The 19,101-nt window shown below is 39.7% G+C and carries 15 protein-coding genes and 1 other RNA gene; 14 read left to right on the top strand and 2 right to left on the bottom strand.

The annotated features are described in order from the left end of the window. Positions 1–84 precede the first annotated feature (84 nt). The 4 genes from H6G18_RS06765 to H6G18_RS06750 all read left to right on the top strand — a co-directional run bounded on the left by H6G18_RS06765 (position 85) and on the right by H6G18_RS06750 (position 4,343). Complete coding sequence (locus H6G18_RS06765; protein WP_190406325.1) at positions 85–999, top strand: cytochrome c oxidase subunit II; 915 nt, start codon at positions 85–87, stop codon at positions 997–999. A 31-nt stretch (positions 1,000–1,030) separates the two neighbouring features. After that, complete coding sequence (gene ctaD, locus H6G18_RS06760) at positions 1,031–2,698, top strand: cytochrome c oxidase subunit I (RefSeq protein ID WP_190406324.1); 1,668 nt, start codon at positions 1,031–1,033, stop codon at positions 2,696–2,698. Positions 2,699–2,802: 104 nt separating this feature from the next. Next, positions 2,803–3,417, top strand: coding sequence for a cytochrome c oxidase subunit 3 (locus H6G18_RS06755; RefSeq protein WP_190406323.1), 615 nt, complete (start codon positions 2,803–2,805; stop codon positions 3,415–3,417). Positions 3,418–3,695: 278 nt separating this feature from the next. After that, positions 3,696–4,343, top strand: a complete 648-nt coding sequence (locus H6G18_RS06750; RefSeq protein WP_190406322.1) for a hypothetical protein — start codon at positions 3,696–3,698, stop codon at positions 4,341–4,343. Between the two features lie 113 nt (positions 4,344–4,456). Here the strand turns inward: H6G18_RS06750 and H6G18_RS06745 are convergent, their stop codons facing one another. Further along, positions 4,457–5,074 carry a hypothetical protein gene (locus tag H6G18_RS06745; RefSeq protein WP_190406321.1) on the bottom strand — a complete coding sequence of 206 codons (618 nt, stop codon included), beginning with the start codon at positions 5,072–5,074 and terminating at the stop codon, positions 4,457–4,459. Between the two features lie 187 nt (positions 5,075–5,261). Here H6G18_RS06745 and rpsD point away from each other — a divergent pair, with 187 nt between their 5' ends. The 5 genes from rpsD (at position 5,262) to H6G18_RS06720 (ending at position 12,851) form a co-directional block, all read left to right on the top strand. Next, complete coding sequence (gene rpsD / locus H6G18_RS06740; protein ID WP_190406320.1) at positions 5,262–5,870, top strand: 30S ribosomal protein S4; 609 nt, start codon at positions 5,262–5,264, stop codon at positions 5,868–5,870. A gap of 724 nt (positions 5,871–6,594) precedes the next feature. Beyond that, the gene (locus tag H6G18_RS06735; RefSeq protein WP_190406319.1) at positions 6,595–9,282 is read left to right on the top strand and encodes a PAS domain S-box protein; all 2,688 of its coding nucleotides are present in this window, start codon (positions 6,595–6,597) and stop codon (positions 9,280–9,282) included. Between the two features lie 218 nt (positions 9,283–9,500). After that, complete coding sequence (locus H6G18_RS06730; RefSeq protein WP_190406318.1) at positions 9,501–10,547, top strand: substrate-binding domain-containing protein; 1,047 nt, start codon at positions 9,501–9,503, stop codon at positions 10,545–10,547. Beyond that, positions 10,544–12,331, top strand: a complete 1,788-nt coding sequence (locus H6G18_RS06725; protein WP_190406317.1) for a sensor histidine kinase — start codon at positions 10,544–10,546, stop codon at positions 12,329–12,331. The genes H6G18_RS06730 and H6G18_RS06725 overlap by 4 nt, the downstream gene beginning before the upstream one ends. A 49-nt stretch (positions 12,332–12,380) precedes the next feature. Then, positions 12,381–12,851: a GNAT family N-acetyltransferase gene (locus tag H6G18_RS06720; protein WP_190406316.1), complete on the top strand. Its 471-nt coding sequence runs from the start codon at positions 12,381–12,383 to the stop codon at positions 12,849–12,851. A gap of 421 nt (positions 12,852–13,272) precedes the next feature. Here H6G18_RS06720 and H6G18_RS06715 read toward each other — a convergent pair whose 3' ends face one another. Then, on the bottom strand, positions 13,273–13,596 hold the full coding sequence (locus H6G18_RS06715; protein ID WP_449224086.1) for a slr1957 family protein: 324 nt from the start codon (positions 13,594–13,596) through the stop codon (positions 13,273–13,275). Between the two features lie 604 nt (positions 13,597–14,200). On the opposite strand from H6G18_RS06715, the gene H6G18_RS06710 reads away from it, so the two are divergent. The 5 genes from H6G18_RS06710 to H6G18_RS06690 all read left to right on the top strand — a co-directional run bounded on the left by H6G18_RS06710 (position 14,201) and on the right by H6G18_RS06690 (position 19,008). Beyond that, positions 14,201–14,722, top strand: a complete 522-nt coding sequence (locus H6G18_RS06710; protein ID WP_190406430.1) for a pentapeptide repeat-containing protein — start codon at positions 14,201–14,203, stop codon at positions 14,720–14,722. Continuing rightward, on the top strand, positions 14,719–15,861 hold the full coding sequence (locus tag H6G18_RS06705; protein WP_190406429.1) for a 5-(carboxyamino)imidazole ribonucleotide synthase: 1,143 nt from the start codon (positions 14,719–14,721) through the stop codon (positions 15,859–15,861). Before H6G18_RS06710 ends, H6G18_RS06705 begins: the two co-directional genes overlap by 4 nt. A 68-nt stretch (positions 15,862–15,929) precedes the next feature. Continuing rightward, positions 15,930–16,113: non-coding RNA, 6S RNA (gene ssrS, locus H6G18_RS06700), on the top strand. 289 nt (positions 16,114–16,402) lie between these two features. Then, positions 16,403–17,644 carry a M16 family metallopeptidase gene (locus H6G18_RS06695; protein WP_190406428.1) on the top strand — a complete coding sequence of 414 codons (1,242 nt, stop codon included), beginning with the start codon at positions 16,403–16,405 and terminating at the stop codon, positions 17,642–17,644. Positions 17,645–17,724: 80 nt separating this feature from the next. Beyond that, the gene (locus tag H6G18_RS06690) at positions 17,725–19,008 is read left to right on the top strand and encodes a M16 family metallopeptidase (protein WP_190406314.1); all 1,284 of its coding nucleotides are present in this window, start codon (positions 17,725–17,727) and stop codon (positions 19,006–19,008) included. Positions 19,009–19,101 lie beyond the last annotated feature (93 nt).

Here is a 19,101-nt window from a genome sequence, read left to right as displayed (position 1 = left end):
TATCTGTAGCTTGATTTTGAGAATTGGCATGAGTCTTCGACTATGGACTATGGACTTTTGACTCTTGACTATTGACTCTTAACCATGACACTCCGTAAATTTTCCCACATTGTGACATTGGTAATAGGCGCGATCGCTGTGACTATTACCAGTTTCTGGATAGGTAAACAGGCTTACACCTGGCTACCTCCTCAAGCGGCGGCTGAATCGGTCTTAATTGATGATTTATTCAGCTTCTTGGTAACTATGGGTGCATTCATCTTCTTTGGTGTTACCTGCACCTTAATCTATTCCTTAATGTTCCATCGGGCGGCTGAAAACGACTTCAGCGATGGCCCCCACATTGAAGGTAATGTCACCTTAGAAGTAGTTTGGACAGCCATCCCCATCCTCTTAGTAGTTTGGATTGCCACCTATAGCTACCAAATCTACGAACAAATGGGCATTCAAGGGCCGACAGCACTGGTACACCTACATAACCCAATGGAGATGGAATCAGCTTATGCAGCCACCGATGATGTTTTAGTTGCACCCGAAGAAAAGATTGATGTCCTAGCTAAACAATGGGCGTGGGTGTTCCACTATCCCGAAAAGGATGTTACCAGCACCGAATTACATTTACCAAGCGATCGCCGTGTAAAATTGGCATTGCATTCAGAAGATGTACTGCACGGGTTTTACATTCCCGCCTTCCGCCTCAAGCAAGACATCATCCCCAACCACACAATTGACTTTGAATTTACCCCCATCCGCCCAGGTAAATATCACCTCACCGACTCTCAATATAGCGGTACATACTTCGCCACCATGCAGGCCAATGTAGTTGTGGAATCGCCGGAAGAGTATCACAAATGGCTAGCCAAAATAGCCACCCACAAACCAAGCCCTGCAAACAATCAAGCTGCTGCTGAATATGCAGAAACTGCCAGTCAGCAAGTCATAACTGGTTGGAAAACAGTAGCACCAGCCGCCCCACCTTTGGTTAATTACCCCGGTTGAAAGTCACCCCTACACCCCTAAAACTTCACTGATGACAAACATCCCCATAGAAGGCGTTAAACTCCCTGCGGAGAAGCCTCACCACCAATCCCCCGGAGGTTGGAAGGAATATTTCAGCTTTAGTCATGACCACAAGGTGATTGGTATTCAATACCTTGTTACTTCTTTCGTCTTCTTTCTCATTGGTGGTATCTTCGCCATGATACTGCGAGGAGAACTCATCACCCCTGAATCAGACTTAATTGACCGCACCGTCTATAACGGAATGTTCACCATGCACGGCACTGTGATGCTGTTCTTGTGGACATTCCCCTCACTAGTTGGTCTAGCTAACTACCTTGTACCCTTGATGATTGGGGCGCGGGATATGGCCTTCCCTCGCCTCAACGCCGCCGCCTTCTGGATGGTTCCTGTAGTCGGGATTCTCTTGATGGCTAGCTTTTTTGTACCTGGTGGCCCAGCCCAATCTGGTTGGTGGGCTTATCCCCCGGTAAGTACCCAGAATCCCACGGGTAACTTAATTAATGGTCAAGTAATTTGGTTATTGGCAGTTGCTATTTCCGGTGTCTCCTCAATTATGGGGGCAGTCAACTTTGTTACTACCATCGTGAGGATGCGTGCGCCAGGAATGGGCTTCTTTCGGATGCCCTTATTTGTCTGGGCAGTATTTAGCGCTCAGATTATCCAATTGTTTGGCTTACCAGCCCTGACAGCAGGCGCAGTCATGCTGTTGTTTGATATTACCGTGGGGACTAGCTTTTTTGACCCCAGCAAGGGCGGAAATCCAGTTATGTTTCAACATTACTTCTGGTTTTATTCTCACCCGGCTGTTTACGTCATCATTCTGCCCATCTTCGGTATCTTCTCAGAAATCTTCCCCGTCTACTCTCGTAAACCATTGTTTGGTTACAAGGTAGTGGCAATTTCTTCGATGTTAATTGCCGTAGTTAGTGCCATTGTTTGGGTACACCATTTATATGTCAGTGGTACACCTGCTTGGATGCGGATGTTTTTCATGATGACGACGATGTTAGTATCTGTTCCCACAGGTATTAAGGTATTTGCTTGGGTAGCAACTATCTGGGGCGGTAAAATCCGACTCAACACCCCCATGCTGTTTGCCTTGGGTGGACTAATTTTATTCGTCTTCGCCGGTATCGTCGGCATCATGCTTTCTTCTGTACCAGTTGATGTCCACGTCAACAACACCTATTTTGTCGTCGGACACTTCCACTACGTCCTTTTTGGCACTGTGACGATGGGTATGTATGCAGCCCTCTATCACTGGTTCCCCAAAATGACCGGCAGAATGTACTACGAAGGCTGGGGTAAACTCCACTTCTGGTTGACATTCATCGGTACTAACCTCAACTTCTTCCCCATGCACCCCTTAGGTTTACAAGGGATGCTACGCCGAGTTTCTTCCTACGCACCAGAGTATGAAGGCTGGAATATCGTTGCTAGTCTTGGTGCATTCTTATTAGGTATGTCTACTTTGCCTTTCATCTTCAATATGGTGGTTTCTTGGATGCACGGTGAGAAAGCACCAGATAACCCTTGGCGGGCGATTGGTTTGGAGTGGTTGGTTGCTTCTCCCCCACCTGTAGAAAATTTTGAAGAAATCCCCGTTGTGATTTCTGAACCCTACGGCTACGGCAAATCAGAACCCTTAATTGCAGAAGCTAATAGTCATCACTAATAGTCAGTTCGTAGTAAGAACTTTAGTCCTTATTTTCCCAAAACTAAAGTGCTTACTACAAACCAGTTTACCCAACCAAATTTACACAATAAGAAATCCCACCAATGGACAGCTATATTGTTTCAGATGAGTCGCCCGAACCCCAGCATCATGCAGGCGGCGAACATGGTCATGATGAAGAAGGCAATAAAATGTTCGGCTTTATTGTCTTCTTATTATCTGAAAGTGTCATTTTCTTGAGCTTTTTCGCCGGATATATTGTCTACAAAACAACTACTCCTGACTGGCTACCAGTTGGCGTGGAAGGATTAGAAGTTAGAGAGCCTGCAATTAATACAGTGGTGTTGGTTGCTAGTAGCTTTGTGATTTATTTTGCAGAACTCGCCCTAAAACGCGAAAATTTGCGGTTATTCCGCATCTTTTTGTCAGCAACAATGGCTATGGGTAGCTACTTTTTGGTAGGACAAGCCATTGAATGGAGTCATTTGGAGTTTGGCTTTACTTCCGGCGTATATGGTGGAATGTTCTACCTGTTAACAGGGTTCCACGGTTTGCACGTTTTTACTGGGATCTTGTTACAGTTTATTATTCTCTTGCGATCGCTCATTCCTGGCAACTATGATACAGGTCACTTCGGCGTAAATGCCACTTCTTTGTTTTGGCACTTCGTCGATGTCATCTGGATTATTTTGTTTATCCTTATCTACGTCTGGCAGTAGCACTAAAGCACAACAAAAAATCGCGTTTCAATATCTTGCTAGCTAAAGGATAAATTTTCTGGCTAGCAAGATATTAATTATCCGATCACCTAAATCTTTGATGGGTAAGGGCTTGAACGATTGGTGCAAAATTTGTCTGTGTTCGAGGTTTTTTCTAGAATTTTATAGTACAATTGTACTAAGTAGATTTTTAGTTTTGGCTATTACACTTTGTTGGGGTCAGACAACTACCAGCAATGGTTCAGCCACAAGAAAAACCCTACTGTGAGATCATAACTATGATGACACCAATACAGGGTGTAACTGCCCCAATTAACTCACGCCAGTTTCAGCCATACGTTGAAGAAAATTCTGATGCAATCGCAGATTCTTCTTTTCAATCCTTGACTGATCTCACCAAAGCAATTTTACATCATGCTTTTTGGTTAGCCGAGCAGAAACAAAATCTTCCAGTAAAACAGTATAAAAAGCTACTATCTAGTCAAGGTTGGGAGGGTGAAGAAAAAAAATATCTTAAGATTGCCACAACCTTTGGTAAATTTGAACCTCAAGATTTTGCCCAAGTTGAGCCTAGAACTATATATCAACTAGCGGAAAGAAGTAAACAGTATCAAAAAGTTATAGATAGACTGTTAGATTTAAGTGTAATTAACCAAGAAACGGTACGTGCTTTAATTCAAAAACAGCGTACTCCAAGAGCAGCTAGACCAAAAAAACCCAGTATTTGGCGGCGTTTAAAAAATGGTGGTAGGTACTGCCAAATTCCCCCAATTCATGAAGCCTCGGAGCAAACTGGTACAACACTGCAAAAAATGATGGATGAGGAAGGATTGAGCGCCCAGCAAATCGTAGCAGAAGCGATCGCTCTACGCCAAGCATATAAAAAAGGACAACTTGTATATGCAGACAAGAGAAATGAGTGCTGAGTAATGAGTAAGTTTACCCTGACTCCGTAATGATTTAGTTGGTACAAGCCCTACCCTTTGTGCAGCTAGTAGCATTGTAGTCTTGTAACTCAACACTCAGCACTCAACACTCGTTATCTGCTAGGATTTGCTGGTACTGGTTGAGTTTCAAAAGTAGGATTAAACTGTGTTCCTGGTTGATTTGGTAAATTTGATGGAGGAGTAAATCCGCTAATGCGATCGCTGCCATCAATACAAGTATCAAGCGCCTGAATAGGAACTAAGTCGATTTCACTACGCAACCCAACAACGCATTGAGCAAAGCGCACTGGCAATAAACTACGACCACAGTAGTTCAACACCTCTGGATTAACTGCTCCTTCAGTATTTTTACTTACTGCAACTACACAAGTAGCTAATTCTTGCGGTTGTCTTGCCCGTCTACACCCAGAAAGTGCATCTACGCCAGGGATCTGTGTTTGTCTACTAATATCAAGCACACAAGCAGACAAATCTTTTGGACGCAAGGCTGTAGCACAAGCTTGTGATGCTGCTTGTGCAGTCACACCCACACTTATCAGTCTACCTGCACAGGCACGATAATCATTGCTGTACGAGGCAGTCACAGCCATACTGGGAACACTCATGCCCAGCAGCCCAGCGACAGTCAAAACTGGTGCTGTCAGCCGCATGAGTTGAGTTTTGAGAGCTAATTTTTGTTCTTCCGACCCAAAAACCTGTTTTCTGCACATTGCCGTTCTCCAAACACCCAAAGTTATGCTAACTCAAATGTGCAGCGAATCTTTGGCAAATCAGGTAAAACACCAAATATAAAATAAAATTTTGCCGATTAAGTTAATGATTTTTGCATTTATGATTTCCGAGTACTTATAATAGTATGTCTGGGTAAATTTAAACAGGATTAAATTAAGGAAACTCATGTCCCGATATCGAGGGCCACGTCTTAGAATTGTACGTCGCTTGGGCGATTTGCCAGGATTAACTCGTAAGAGCGCTAGACGCGCTTATCCACCAGGTCAGCATGGTCAGAATCGCAAGAAGCGCTCTGAGTATGCTATCCGTCTAGAAGAAAAGCAAAAGCTGCGTTTAAACTACGGTTTGACTGAAAAGCAACTGTTACGTTATGTGCGTCGAGCTAGACGTGTAACTGGTTCTACCGGACAAGTGCTGCTGCAATTGTTAGAAATGCGCTTGGATAATACGGTTTTCCGTTTGGGTATGGCTCCCACAATTCCAGCCGCTCGCCAGCTGGTAAATCATGGTCATGTCACAGTAAACGGTCGCGTCGTCAATATTGCCAGCTACCAATGCCGTCCTGGCGAAGAAGTTGCTGTCAGAGACAAAGCACCATCACGGAAATTGGTGGAAAATAACCTACAATATCCGGGTTTAGCTAACCTCCCCAGCCATTTAGAGTTTGACAAAAACAAGTTGGTTGGTAAGGTTAACGGTGTTATCGAACGTGAATGGGTGGCGCTGCAAGTTAACGAACTGCTAGTTGTGGAATACTACTCACGGCAAGCGTGACAAACTCCCGCCGCCAACTGCCTTAGCAGTACGGCGCGGGCTTCTTTTAAGAAGTTTTTTCTTCAGAAGGTTAAGAACAGGATGCCTCACCGCGCTTCTCTTGATGTTTATAGCTGTAGTTTTTGTCTAATTTGCTACCATAGTGCAGATACGAATGCCATCTACCCGATAAAAGTTGTGGAACTTTAACATCCCAGCTACTATACACTTGAGATTTACCATTTGGATTCACCTCCAATGTTAACCACCCAGTTCTTCAGACTTTAACGGCTAGTATTACTAATAAATACAGTTACCATAACCTCATTCTGAGGAAAATAGTCACAAACTCAACTACCCTCCGATCTGATTGTGCTTATGCTCAATATTGGTCGGAGGGTGTATTGTTTTTTACCACAAATCTAATAATGATTAATCAGCTTTGATAAATTTTGGGCTGTATCTTTATTCACCATTAGTCTTATCTTCATGAACTAGGGAATAATACTAATTTTACAAAATAAGGCTACAGATACTTTGCTGATGAATTCTGATCAAATCTCCAAACTTAATTACAAACTAAGATTTTTTATAAATCACTCTTATTAATTGTTTCATTTACTTAACAGTGTTATCTTTACAGTTTTTTAGGGAAATCTACATTTAGTAGAGTTTTGATATCAGCCTAAAATCTTCGAGAAAAACTATAGCAATCAAATAATGTTGTTCAACAATCTTGGTAAATATGAAAACAACAAGATTATCTAATTATCTTCATAAAAATAGAGAAGAAAAATATTCACATTTTTTTTCTCTATCTCTAGATTTACTTTGTATTGCTGGTTTTGATGGATATTTTAAATATTTAAATCCAGTATGGTTAAAAATTTTAGGTTGGTCAAATCAAGAACTACTTGATAAGCCTTTTATTGAATTTGTCCATCCAGAAGACCGCAAAAATACTATTTTAGAATCTCAAAAGCTGACTGATTCTGTAGATACAATCTGCTTTGAAAATCGATATTTATGTCGAGATGGTTCCTATAAATGGTTGTCATGGAATGCGACACCGTTTAGTAAAGAGAAGCTCATTTATGCGGTAGCACGTGATATTACAACCACTAAAGAAAATGAAATAACTCTACAAAAAACTATTCAAGAATTAGAAGCTTTTAAATTTGCCTTAAATACTCATTCTTTGGTAGCAATTACTGATCTGAAAGGGCGCATTACTTATGCTAATGACCTGTTCTGTGAAGTTTCTAAATACTCCAGAGAAGAACTTTTAGGACAAGACCATAGAATCATTAATTCAGGCTATCATTCCCAAGAATTTTTTGCAAATTTATGGAAAACTATTTCGCAAGGGAAAATCTGGAAAGGCGAAATTAAAAATAGAGCTAAAGATGGTACATTCTATTGGGTAGATACTTTGATAACCCCCCTTTTAGGGGCTGAATGTAAGCCATATCAATATGTATCAATCCGTACAGATATCACACAGCGCAAGCTTTCAGAGTTAGCTTTATTAGAGCGATCGCGTTTATCGGTTTTAAGTGCAGAAATGAGCTTTGCTTTATCTCAAAGTGGCACATTATCGGAAATTATGCAAGATTGCATAAATAAGATTTCACAACACCTTGATATAGCTCTAGTTTGCATTTGGACGTGTGAACGCCAAACTGAACATTTAGAATTGCAGGCTGGTGTTCAATGTCAAGATACTAAATGTAGTACTTTAAAAAATACTCAAGACTTTCCCGAACACGTGATTTTAGCTAACAATATTATGGTTGGTATGGCACAAAACTACCAACCTATTTTTAATGAAGAAATTACGCTGCACACTCAAGAATATTTAACTACAAATTTATCTGCATATCCGTTGATTATAGAACACAAATTAATTGGTCTTATGGCTTTATTTAGCCACCAATTATTTACTGAAGCAACTCATAATTTATTAAACTGGATTGCAAATAATATTGCTGTTGCGATTGATCGTATATGGGCAAGAGAAGAACTTCTCAGTCGTCGAGAAGCCTTGCTACTGAGGCTAGCCAGCCAAATTCGCAGTTCGCTTGATCTTGACACGATTCTCGAAATTGCTGTCACTGAAATCCGCAGTTTATTACAAATTGATCGCTGCTATTTTTTGCGGTTTTTACCCAATATCGCCCAACATTGCCTCACTATTACTCATGAAGCGATAGATTTGAGTTTACCTAAGATGTTAGGCGAAGTCTCAGTACAAAATAATGACTGGTTGGTAAAAGCATTGCTCAATCAAGAGCTAATTTGTATTGATAATATTAAAGATAATTTTCTTCTATCTCAAGATACACCAGCCATTTTGAGTGAATTTGGTATTACTTCTCAACTGTTGCTACCAGTTAAAAGTCATTCGGGAGAATTTAGCGCTATAGTTTGCAGTCATTGTCGTGGCGAACGAGTTTGGAGTCAGAGCGATATTGTACTGCTACAAGCAGTAACAGATCAATTAGCGATCGCCATCGATCATGCCCAACTATATATTCAAAGCCGTGAGACCGCTTTAGCAGCCCAAGCCCAAGCAGAAAAACTCGCCCAAACTCTTCATCAATTACAACAAACACAATCCCAACTGATACAGCACGAAAAAATGTCTAGCTTGGGACAATTAGTAGCTGGTGTTGCCCATGAAATAAACAATCCGGTTAATTTTATTCATGGCAATATTTCTCATGCCAAAGAATATATTCAAGATATCTTAGAGCTAGTTAATCTTTACCAAGAATATTATCCTAATCCTCAGTCAGCAATTCAAACATTTACGGAAGAAATTGATTTAGATTTTATTACTGATGACTTAGAAAAAATTCTTTCTTCCATGAATATGGGTACTAATCGTATCCGCGAAATTGTCTTGAGTTTACGGAACTTTTCTCGCTTGGATGAAGCTGAGAAAAAATTAGTAGATATTCATGAAGGCATTGACAATACACTTTTAATTTTGCACCATCGTTGGAAAAATAGTGGTATTGGATTGGGTATATCTCTGATTAAAGAATACGGTGAACTACCTTTAGTAGATTGCTACCCAGGACAACTTAATCAAGTATTTATGAATATTCTCACTAATGCTATAGATGCCTTAGAAGAGTCAGTCATAAATGGCACAACAAATACCAATGCCCAAATTCACATTCGTACTGAACTTTTAGATAATAACTTTGTTTCTATTCGCATCGCTGATAATGGTGCTGGAATGACAGAAGAAATTAAAAACCGACTATTCGACCCATTTTTTACAACCAAGGCTGTAGGTAAAGGAACAGGGCTAGGATTATCCATTAGCTATCAAATTATTGTCGAAAAGCATGGTGGAATATTGCAATGTCTGTCAGAACTAGGTAAGGGGACAGAATTTTGTATTCAAATTCCCGTAAAATAGAAGATTAACTTGTAAAATAATTCTTTTAAAAGGAACATATATGTTCCTTTCTCTTTCTGTTCCTCTGTGCATCTGTGGTAAATAAAATCACTTTTAACCACCGGAATACAAAGTCTTGTTACGGTGACATTTTCTTAGGGAAAAATATATCTAGCCAATCTTGGGTAAACAACTAAACCCTGAAATTTGCTTTGGGCTATATATGTGAGTTGAATTCTATGAAAAAAGCCGTACAATTGCTGATTAGTGGAGAAAGTTTATTTAGTTTTCAGGTTTTAATTGTAACTGCGATCGCATCCTTAGTGAGTATAGGCTGTACCGACAACATATCTAGCAATAATCAGCCTACTGTAAATAAAACCTCACTTCCAGTACTCAGAGAAGATGTTCAGGTAGCAAGAAGGACTAGGGAAAGACAGGGTACAGTATACAATAGTGCTTCTGTTTCGGTTGGTAGTAAAAATATTTTACCTAAATTAAAAATTGGCATCCTGGCTACCCAAAATCTTCCAGAGCAACAACAAATTATCAAACCTCTGGATGATTATTTAGAAACATCCCTTGGACGACAGATCGATTTTCTCATAGCTAAAGATTACGAAGAAGTTATAAACTGGTTGATTGAAGATGAACTTGACCTTGCTTATTTAGGCCCCGTAGCTTATCTTAAAGCCGTAGATAGGGGTGCAAAAATTCAACCATTAGTGACTTCTATCGACAAACATACAGGGCAGCCTTGGTATCGAGCGTGTATTCTTGTTAAAAATAATAGTTCTATCAAAACCTTAAAAGACCTCAAAGGCAAGCGCGTTGCTTTTGTGAATAAATCATCTACATCTGGATATCTCATGCCATTAGCAAATCTCAGGAAAGTAAATATTTATCCTGAGCAGGATTTTGCTAAGGTCATTTATGCTGGCAACCATAGCAAAAGTATAAAAGCACTAGAAGATGGTATTGTAGATGCAGCTGCAACTAATGTGTCTTCTTATCTAGCGCTACAAAAAAGCGGTAAAATTACACCACAAAATTATAGATTAATTTGGGAATCTGTCCCCATACCCAATTTTCCCATAGTAGTTTCTAAAAAATTGTCCTCTGAATTGGTTCAACAGCTAAAGCGAGTTTTTATTAGTACCCCAGAAGGTATCAAAAATATTTTAGGAACTGAATCATCTGGATATACTCTTATCAACCCGGATGACTATGCTCCTATTCAAAAACTTCGTCAAGAACTTAACTTAATATCTCTCCCGAAACAATGAAAATCTCCACCAAGTTTCTCACAGGTTCTACTATATCTGTCGGACTCATAGTGGCTATTCTTATCGGCAATACTGTAGTTGTGCAGCAAATTAAGCGAACTGTCCGCTATAAAAGTTATGAAACTGCTCAAACTATCAAAGCCGTTTTAGAAGCAGATAATGCCTTAAAGTCTGAAATAATTGCCCTCAAAGATATTGTTTTATTCAAAAGTGATAACACACAGATAGAACTGTTTCATAAAAATTTTATACAATCCCTAAATCAAGTAGAACAATTGATGCCAAATGCACCAGAAATTTCTCTGATTCGTCGGCGACACAAATTGCTCGACAACATGGCAACACAATTAACTCAATACAGTTCTAGTCCAACCTACATAGCAGATTCACAGCAGTATTTTAGAGCTATTAATTCCTTTAATCAAGATATTCAGTTGTTCCTTGAACAGCTAATTCAACGCGCTTATCAAGAGCGAGTTTTATTAGAGCAAGACTTAGAAAGTCTTTATCAAGTGCAGAGAATTATCTCCTTTATTGTTGTGACAGTAATTGTCATGCTATTTATTGGAAAATTTATTTTGATTTGGCGACCTACAATTAAATCTCTACAAAATTTACAATTAGGTACAGCACAGATTGCGGCTGGTAACTTCGATTATCGCTTAAATATACACACAGGTGATGAAATTGAAGACTTGGCTCAATCATTTAACGACATGGCAGTTAAGTTAGCTCAATCCCGGGAAACGCTGATGAAAAATACTGAGTTAACTCACATGAATCAACGTTTAGAATTAGAAATTTCTGAACGCAAACAAGCTGAACTAGAACTGCAAAAAGCCCTAAAAGAACTACAACAAACTCAAGCACAACTGATTCAAACAGAAAAGATGTCTAGCTTAGGTCAGTTGGTAGCTGGGGTAGCCCATGAAATCAACAATCCGGTAAGTTTTATCTATGGCAACATTACTCACGCGCATGAATATACACAAAAACTTTTAGAATTAATAGATATTTATCAACAAGAGTTTCCCAATTCCAATGATGTAATTCAAGAGAAAGTTGCAGAAATAGACTTAGAGTTTTTACAAGAAGACCTGCCCAAAATCCTTGGTTCAATGAAAATGGGTTCTCAGCGAATTAAGCAGATTGTTTTATCTTTACGCAATTTTTCTCGCCTGGATGAAGCGGAGATGAAAGAGGTCGATATTCACGAAGGAATTGAAAGTACTCTGCTGATTTTACAAAATAGATTTAAAGCTAAATCACAATATTCTCAGATTGAAATTATCAAAGAATATGCACATTTACCTTTAATAGAATGTCATGCAGGACAGTTAAATCAAGTCTTTATGAATATTATTAATAATGCCGTTGATGCTTTGGAAGAATCAATCATCAATAGTCAAAAGTCCACAGTCAAAGATTCTCAACTATTAACTGTTCACCCTGGACTTTTGAATAATCCCCAAATTACAATTCGCACTGAACTGACTAACGATCAACGAGTGGTGATTAGAATTGCTGATAATGGGCCTGGTATGACTCAAAATGTAATGCAAAAGCTGTTTGATCCATTTTTTACGACAAAACCTGTTGGTCAGGGTACAGGGTTGGGTTTATCCATTAGTTACCAAATTGTGGTCGAAAAACATTCTGGAGTCCTGCGGTGTGAGTCCGAACCAGGGAAAGGAACTGAGTTTTGGATTGAAATTCCTTTGCGTCAGGTACAACGTGATCAACCAAGACATGGTTTCACTACAATACTCTCTAGAGAAGTTTAACACTTGCTCCCCAGAAATTAGTTATGGAAATTTTGAGGGCATTTTATAGATGAAAATACGGTTGTTTCAGAAGCAAGACGCTAATCAAATAGCGCTGTTGTTCCACGAAACAGTACGTGAAATTAATATTCACGATTATTCGAGCAATCAGGTCAAGGCATGGGCCCCAGATAATATTCAATTTAAGAACTGGGCAAAGGATTGTTCGGAACGATTTACTTACGTCGCTGATGATGAAGGTGTGATTGCAGGTTTCGGCGAGTTAGAGTTGAGCGGGCATATAAACTGCTTCTACTGCCATAAAGATTATCAGCGCATGGGTATCGGCAGTAAAATTTATCATGCAATTGAGACAAAAGCTCATGAATTAGGAATTACTCGGTTGTATGTTGAAGCAAGTATTACCGCCAAGCCCTTTTTCTTGCACATGGAGTTCAAGATAATTAGTGAACAACAGGTAGAACGTAGGGGCGAGACTTTTATTAATTATCTAATGGAGAAGTTTCTCCTTCCAGGCTAACTGATGACTTCGTTACAACAATTAATTAATCAAAAAATAATAATTGCCAATTAAAAGTTGAGGTTAAGATAAATACAGCAGCAACAGAGTATAAATAAATTTAGCACTGCTGTACTGCTTCCTACTGTCATGCAACCAGGGTTGGTTTATATGGCTGAAAATACACAAAAAATAACAACCCCTGACCACAGTATAGGCAATATCATGATTATTACTTTCCTTGCCTTCTGTGCATTAACTTTCATCTTTCTTTTAGGACTTTTCTAAAAAATTGGCTGTAAGTTCAAACAAAATTTGTGGAAGCAGATAGATTTAAAATCTGCTTCCATTATTAATGTGCTATTGAAGTATTGATTAAAAACTGCTCTCGCATTGAGACATCTAAGAGCAGTTATAGATATTATTGTCCAAAATTGATAACTTACACTTCCTCAGGTTCTAGTTGAGCCACTGTTACTGCGTTGACAGCAAAAGCAAATACTAACGGCATGGGACACCGGAGTACAAAGGTAGAAACAACCGCCAAAATTGTGCTAATTACGGCTGATATTGACCACAATCTCTCATCAAAGGTTAGTCCTTTTTCAGCTTTAATGCCTCTGAGAACATGATTTGGAATAGGTTCAGGCATGACACAACCAGGTGGAAAAGCCCAATAGTGGTTTCTCCGTTCTTCAAACAATTCTGTCCAGCCGTTTTCTTGGCACCATGCTTCGATCCATTCAATAGAGTAATGTGTCATAATCGCTGTTACTGATTCGGCTTGTTGAGTTTGTTGACGTGATAGAAATAAAGCTTGAGAGAAATTATAGTTAGCTAATTCATTCAGGAATTAAGATTAATACTTTTTATAAGAGCGTATTAAGCATCAGAAACATATAGTATTTATGCTTCATGTAATTGCCTAATGCTCACCTTGATTTATAGACTAACAGCCTATTTTGAATGGCAAACATAAAAGACAATAAACTTTACCTACAAAAAATCAAAGTTAATAAATGTAAATTTAAGAGCAATCAACGGCGCTGGGCGGAACCGCCATCACCTAATAACTAATGAAAATATTTATATCGCAAAAATCATCTTCAAAAATCAAGAATTGTAAATCAACGACTGAATGATTATTTGCACATTGACTTAATACTTTATATATCTGCTAAAAATGTCATTTAGCTAGTACCTAAAGTTATATCTAGCTAACTGACTGTAAGTATTTAGTTATAAATTTCTCAATGTAAACAGCTAACACCAGTCTTTTGTGACAAAATGTTAAGAAGTACGCGATCGAAAACAGCTAAAAAAGAGGGGAAAAGCTGCAAGTGGCAATAAAAAATGATATGGGTGCGAATATGGTCATAAAAAACAAAATTCGCCAGCTAAAAAAGTTTGGCTGGCAAGGATTAGCTGTAATTTTGGGGATAGTTGTACTTTGCTTACCTTCCCCAGTCCTAGCCGACTGGACTCATCCTTTATCATTTAGTAATGCCGAATTATCCAGACATAACTTTGCTGGTGAAAGTTTACAAGCTGCTGAGTTTTCCAACGCTAATTTAGAACTGACTAACTTTGTGGGTGCTGACTTACGTGGTGCAGTCTTAAGTGCTTCCGTGATGACACAAGCAAATCTCCAGGGAGCAGATTTAACGAATGCGATGGTTGATCAGGTAAACTTAACAGGGGCTAATTTAAGCGATGTCGTTTTTAAAGAAGCTCTTTTACTCCGCGCCATCTTTGCTAATGTGAACATAGAAGGCGCAGACTTTACTGATGCAATTTTGGATAAAGCACAAATTAGAGAACTTTGTACAAAGGCTAGCGGAGTAAATACAAAAACTGGTGTAGAAACTCGTGATTCTTTGGGATGTCGATGAAGCGTGTAGGTGTAATTGGTGGTGGACAGCTGGCCTGGATGATGGGAGGTGCAGCCAATAAACTAGGGGTTGAATTGATAGTGCAGACTCCTAGTAGTGATGATCCTGCTGTATCTATTGCCCAGGATACTATTTTGGCAGATATTGATGATGCTCATGCTACAAAGGTTTTAGCTAAAAAGAGTGATGTCATCACCTTTGAAAATGAATTCGTCAATCTTCAGGATTTATCATTGTTAGAAAATCAAGGTGTTTGTTTCCGTCCTAAGTTAGACGCTTTAAAACCACTTTTAGATAAATATCATCAACGTTGCTATTTAAAAGATTTGGGTTTACCTGTTCCTGAATTTTTTGCTCTGGAAGATCAAGAAAATCTGACAGCTAAAATAGAAAATATTGGTTTTCCCCTAGTCCTGAAATCTCGCCGCCACGGTTATGACGGACAAGGAACTTTTATCATTGATGATTTAGCAACTTTACAAGAGACAATAGAGTTAAATCAAACTACAAATACGGCATTTTTAATAGAAGAATTTATTTCCTTTGAACGGGAATTAGCAGTAATTGCTGCCCGCTCTGTAGATGGAGAAGTTATTATCTACCCTGTGGTAGAAACGCAACAAGAAAAGCAAGTTTGTAGGCGAGTGATAGCACCTGCCGATATTACACCTAATCAAGCCGCAGCTGCTGGTGCGATCGCTCGTACACTATTAAATAGTCTGGAAGTAGTCGGTGTGTTTGGCATCGAGTTATTTCTCACCGTCGATGGTCAAGTCTTAGTCAACGAAATCGCTCCCCGTACCCACAATTCAGGGCATTTTTCTCTAGATGCGTGCGAAACTTCTCAATTTGAGCAACACTTGAGAGCCGTTTGTGAGCTACCGTTAGGAAGCCCGTCCTTGCAATGTGCTGGTGCAGTCATGGTCAACCTGTTAGGCTATGAAAATTCTGAAAGTGATTACCAAAGCCAGCGCCAACAACTAGCCGCCATTCCCCAAGCCCACGTTCATTGGTACAGCAAAACAGAGTCCCGTCCAGGTCGCAAACTAGGACACGTTACAGTTTTGTTAGATAATCATCACCAAACCACAGCCCAAGAAATAGCCAATACTATAGAATCCATCTGGTATCCCCATTAGGGTAGTGGGGTGAGAAATTTTTGAATTTTGAATTGGTACAACCTGTTTTTGAAGGCTATAATGAGTTAGTTGCACTGCGACGTTGGTGACTGCCATCAAGTTTTTTGATCTATGTCTTTAAGAAAAAGGGAACCAAACGTCTCTCGTGGCAGTATACCGGGCGTGTACCCGGAAACTTTAAACGAGGAAAATCGGTACCCACCTGGTTTAACCAGGTCATAAACTTAGGTAAAACGGCGTTGTGGTGAACTCAAAATTTTTAGCTCCCAAAGTTTGATTAAAACTTGGGAGCTTTAATTATTGATGGGTAGTATTCATAGAAAATAAATTCTTATCATGGCAAAATTTAAAGCTTGTCAACGCAGATGCCGCAAATTCAACAAATATCAGCCTTAAGGGCTACTTTTACTTGGGGATAAATATAGAATTCTGTATCAGTTGATGCCAATTTGGCGATCGTTCAGAGTTAAGATCACAAACATCAAAGTTAAATTGTGGTTAAAGATACAAAACCTTGTCAAAACAACAACTTACCAATCCTGTGTTTCCAGCCTCAGTATTTCGATTAGACAATGGTTTGACATTTATTCATCAAGAAATTCCCACCACGCCTGTAGTCGTGGCTGATGTTTGGGTGAGAGCTGGAGCAATTCGTGAGCCAGAACCTTGGTTTGGGATGGCACACTTTTTAGAACACATGATTTTTAAAGGGACAGCAACTTTATCCCCTGGAATGTTCGATCATCAAATCGAAAACAGGGGTGGAGTGAGTAATGCAGCCACCAGTTTTGATTATGCTAATTACTCTTTGACAACAGCTGCGCCTTACTTGGAAGATACCCTACCATGCTTGGCAGATTTACTGCTGAATGCGGCAATTCCAGATGATGAGTTCAGTCGGGAACGAGATGTAGTACTAGAAGAAATTCGCGCTTGCTATGATGATCCTGACTGGGTAGGATTTCAATGTCTATCGCAAAGCATCTACCAAGATCATCCTTATGGGCGTTCAGTTCTGGGTACTGAAGAAGAACTGATGCAGCAATCACCAGAAGCTATGCGCTGTTTTCATCGCGCTCACTACCAACCGGAAAATATGACAGTGGTGATTGCTGGTGGTATTGCTCAACAACCAGCCTGGGAACTGGTAAATCGTTCATTTGCCAATTTTTCTCAACCTGTCGAATGTCCACAAATCAAACAAGCACCCAAGCCAGTAATTAAAGGAATTCACCGCCAAGAGTTGAGTTTACCACGTATAGAACAAGCCCGATTGTTGATGGCATGGGTTGTACCTGGTGTAGAACAACTCCGCACAGCTTACGGTTTAGATTTGTTGTCAGTATTATTAGCAGAGGGTCGGACTTCACGCTTAGTCAGAGATTTGCGAGAAGAACTACAATTAGTCCAAGGAATTTGCAGTAATTTTTCTCTACAACGTGAATCGAGCCTATTTACAGTTACCGCCTGGTTAGAACCGGAAAATCTAGAACAAGTTGAGGATTTAATTCTGAATCATTTAGATAATATCCAAAGCAATGGCGTTACTGAACAGGAAATAGCTCGTACTCGCAGACTTTTATGTAATGAGTACGCCTTCTCTACAGAAACCCCAAACCAGCTGACAGGGCTTTATGGCTACTACAATACGATCGCTCAAGCAGAATTAGCAATCACATATCCACATCAAATTCAATCATTTGGCACCCAAGAACTGCAACAATTAACTCAACAGCATCTTTCACCAGAAAATTACGCTGTCACCATCCTTAAACCTCTTTAGTTAAAAGTCTACAGTCCATAGTCCACAATAAATGACTAATGACTAACGACTAATGACTAATGACTAATGACTAATAACCAATGACCCAAACTGTGAAACCTTCTATTTCTCACTCTCCCATTCATCGCACTGTACTAAACAATGGCATTGTCGTGTTGGTAGCAGAAAATCCAGCCGCAGATATTATTGCTGGGCGAATTTTTATCCGTGCTGGTAGTTGCTACGAAAAACGAGAACAGGCGGGGTTAGCCCATCTATTAGCGGCTGTGATGACTAAGGGATGTGAAGGACTTTCCAGTTTGGAAATAGCCGAACAAGTGGAATCTGTAGGTGCAAGTTTGAGTACAGATACTTCTACAGATTACTTTCTGCTTTCATTGAAGACAGTAACATCAGACTTTCCCGAAATCTTAACATTGGCGGGACGGATTTTGCGATCGCCCACATTTCCCGAAGCCCAAGTTGAACTAGAGCGGCGTTTAGCACTCCAAGATATTCGTTCCCAAAAAGAACAACCCTTTACCCTTGCCTTTGAGCAAATGCGGCAGGTAATGTATCAAAATCATCCCTATGCCATGTCTATACTAGGAGATGAAACCACCCTGAACAGTATTACCAGGGCAGACTTAGTAGACTATCACCAAACTTATTTTCGTCCAGATAATGTAGTCATTAGTGTTGCTGGTCGAATCACACTACAAGAAACAATAACCTTAGTAGAACAAGTATTTGGTGATTGGCAAGCACCAACCGTAGCCCCAGCAGTCATTAATTTACCAGAAATCCCAATCAATCCCCAGCATCGCTTAAAGCCAGTACAAACACAGCAATCTATTGTCATGCTTGGTTATTTAGGCCCATCAGTGAGTTCTCCTGACTACGCCTCCTTGAAATTACTGTCTACTTATTTAGGCAATGGTCTTTCTAGCCGCTTGTTCGTAGAATTGCGAGAAAAGCGGGGATTAGCTTATGAAGTTTCAGCGTTTTATCCCACTAGGCTTTATCCAGCATCCTTTGTAGTTTACATGGGTACAGCACCAGAAAATACCAGTATTGCCTTAGAAGGATTACGTACAGAAGTCGAGCTACTTTGTAATTCAGAAGTATCCGCAACCAGTTTACAAGCTGCCAAAAACAAGATACTCGGACAATATGCCTTAGGTAAACAAACCAATGGGCAAATTGCTCAAATATACGGCTGGTATGAAATTTTGGGCTTAGGAATTGACTTTGACAGGGAATTTCAAGAACTCATTGCTTCCGTAAGTCCTCAAGACGCTATCACATCAGCACAGCAATATTTACAGCGACCTTATATATCTTTAGTTGGGCAAGAAGAAGCAATTAATCGAGCAATTAAGTAGATGTCGCTATAGTTTGATCAATCAGCCGATATAGCCGCAATTTCACAGAATGCGATCGCCCAATTCTCAATCTAATTCGTCCTCATCTCAAAC

Source organism: Anabaena subtropica FACHB-260 (genome assembly GCF_014697105.1).
Taxonomy (GTDB): domain Bacteria; phylum Cyanobacteriota; class Cyanobacteriia; order Cyanobacteriales; family Nostocaceae; genus Trichormus; species Trichormus subtropicus.
The sequence above is the reverse complement of the archived record's forward strand: the minus strand, read 5'-3'. Positions and strand labels throughout refer to the sequence as shown.

What these genes read in the sequence shown, in the direction of transcription:
- H6G18_RS06765 (WP_190406325.1), top strand. Translation starts at nt 85, where the DNA reads ATGACACTCCGTAAATTTTCCCACATTGTGACATTGGTAATAGGCGCG.
- H6G18_RS06750 (WP_190406322.1), top strand. Translation starts at nt 3,696, where the DNA reads ATGATGACACCAATACAGGGTGTAACTGCCCCAATTAACTCACGCCAG.
- H6G18_RS06755 (WP_190406323.1), top strand. Translation starts at nt 2,803, where the DNA reads ATGGACAGCTATATTGTTTCAGATGAGTCGCCCGAACCCCAGCATCAT.
- H6G18_RS06735 (WP_190406319.1), top strand. Translation starts at nt 6,595, where the DNA reads ATGAAAACAACAAGATTATCTAATTATCTTCATAAAAATAGAGAAGAA.
- H6G18_RS06745 (WP_190406321.1), bottom strand. Translation starts at nt 5,074, where the DNA reads ATGTGCAGAAAACAGGTTTTTGGGTCGGAAGAACAAAAATTAGCTCTC.
- H6G18_RS06710 (WP_190406430.1), top strand. Translation starts at nt 14,201, where the DNA reads ATGGTCATAAAAAACAAAATTCGCCAGCTAAAAAAGTTTGGCTGGCAA.
- ctaD (WP_190406324.1), top strand. Translation starts at nt 1,031, where the DNA reads ATGACAAACATCCCCATAGAAGGCGTTAAACTCCCTGCGGAGAAGCCT.
- H6G18_RS06730 (WP_190406318.1), top strand. Translation starts at nt 9,501, where the DNA reads ATGAAAAAAGCCGTACAATTGCTGATTAGTGGAGAAAGTTTATTTAGT.
- H6G18_RS06720 (WP_190406316.1), top strand. Translation starts at nt 12,381, where the DNA reads ATGAAAATACGGTTGTTTCAGAAGCAAGACGCTAATCAAATAGCGCTG.
- H6G18_RS06705 (WP_190406429.1), top strand. Translation starts at nt 14,719, where the DNA reads ATGAAGCGTGTAGGTGTAATTGGTGGTGGACAGCTGGCCTGGATGATG.
- rpsD (WP_190406320.1), top strand. Translation starts at nt 5,262, where the DNA reads ATGTCCCGATATCGAGGGCCACGTCTTAGAATTGTACGTCGCTTGGGC.
- H6G18_RS06690 (WP_190406314.1), top strand. Translation starts at nt 17,725, where the DNA reads ATGACCCAAACTGTGAAACCTTCTATTTCTCACTCTCCCATTCATCGC.
- H6G18_RS06725 (WP_190406317.1), top strand. Translation starts at nt 10,544, where the DNA reads ATGAAAATCTCCACCAAGTTTCTCACAGGTTCTACTATATCTGTCGGA.